Below are 1,574 nucleotides of genomic sequence, written 5' to 3'. Positions count from 1 at the left end.
TTGTTTTATTCTGTCAACAACTTTTTTACAAGTTATTTACGAGATTTAAACATTCAGGCTACTCACAACACTCAGTGTTGTTTGTCGTCTTCAACTGACGACTTGACTATCTTACCAAATTAATAAGGGGAACGTCAACCCCTAATTTAATTTTTTTCAGAAAATTTTAAAACAAGAATATAATAGCCGACACCTCACAGGCAATCGGCTATGTATTCTTAATTGTTTACTTTATTGCATTCTGTACATTGCTGTGAGTAAGAAACTATTTCTTCCCCCACACGAGGTAGAACAACTCTTCACCCATACTGCCTTCAGGAATTGTATCTACTGTATTATCAAAATAAAACTCATCCGCTGCATATGGTGTGCCATCAGCATGGAAAGGTTTTACATCTAAGGTTTGCATAGTGTAGTTAACACGATTTATACGAACCAACTCTAAATAATGTTCGCCATTGGTTTCATTTACACGAATCCACATGGTAGCTACCCGATCATCTTTTACAACCGAGCTATTATCGACCGAGTATTGCTCCCCATCAGTATTTTCACCCAAGTAGTACCAATCAGCTGCATTTACTTCAAATGTACCACCAAAAGTTAAAGCACCAAACACACCTAACGCAAGAACTGCACTTTTCCAAAGTTTCATACGCTCCACCTCTTTTTTCAAAATACTATACACTAACAAAAAATAGAAAATGATTCTCTACTAAATATAATATTATAAAAAATAAACTTTATCAACTAATTTTATAAATTTTATCTCAAAAAGTGATTAAACATAATGTGTAGTTATAAAAAAAGAAGCCATAACTGATATATAGCTTAATGCTTTATATAGTTACAGCCTCTTAATCCTGCTAATTGTTATGTTTCTTAATATTCAGCAATTATTTGCCAATATTATTTCTTTAAACCTAATTCTTCTTCCTGTACATTCATACGTTTAATTTCTTTTTCCAAAAGTTTGTCATATACCTTATTACCGGTATCAACTTCAACCTTTTCTTCTTCAGGGTGTTTTTCACCCAAATTCAAAGAATCTTTGATGGTATTAAGGCGTTCTGTTTCTTTTTCTAATAAGCGATCTTCTACTTTTTTTATGTCTGACATAAGAAATACCCCCATTTCTTAATAACACATACTCGCTACCATCATAATAACAACTTCTTCTATTTTTTTCAATATAAAAATTATTTTTTTATTTTTGCTTATGAATATCAGCTTACAACAATCTATTCATACTTCAATATTTTTTGTATGTATTCTTCCGTCAAAGAACTAAGTTACAACTCATTACATAAAAAAACCGCAACAATCAGTAATATAACTATTATCTAATGTTGCGGTTTATTGATTATGACTATTATATTTTTACGCCAAACGTTGATAAAAACGTTTCACATAGAAGTGATAAATTAGGAGCCCCACAATGGCGATGGCTGCATTAAGCTGATACATCAATTCAAAGCCGACCCAGCCGATGACTAAACTTAAAAGGGCTGAGCCTAAACCTACGCCAATGTCCAGCGATAAAAAGTACGTTGCATTAGCCGCACCGGCTCGTT

At 32.8% G+C, this 1,574-nt stretch carries 2 protein-coding genes and 1 pseudogene; all 3 read right to left on the bottom strand.

What is annotated here, in order from left to right; translation table 11 throughout:
* Nucleotides 1-265 precede the first annotated feature (265 nt).
* The gene (locus QZL64_RS13040; RefSeq protein WP_021842384.1) at nt 266-655 is read right to left on the bottom strand and encodes a hypothetical protein; all 390 of its coding nucleotides are present in this window, start codon (nt 653-655) and stop codon (nt 266-268) included.
* A 254-nt stretch (nt 656-909) separates the two neighbouring features.
* Complete coding sequence (locus QZL64_RS13035; protein ID WP_021842383.1) at nt 910-1,119, bottom strand: hypothetical protein; 210 nt, start codon at nt 1,117-1,119, stop codon at nt 910-912.
* A 261-nt stretch (nt 1,120-1,380) separates the two neighbouring features.
* Nucleotides 1,381-1,574 (bottom strand): annotated as a pseudogene (locus QZL64_RS13030) (MFS transporter); the annotation flags it as partial.

The sequence above is a fragment of the Veillonella sp. CAG:933 genome, assembly GCF_000431435.1.
Classification (GTDB): domain Bacteria; phylum Bacillota; class Negativicutes; order Veillonellales; family Veillonellaceae; genus Veillonella_A.
This window is presented reverse-complemented; position numbering and strand designations above follow the sequence as displayed.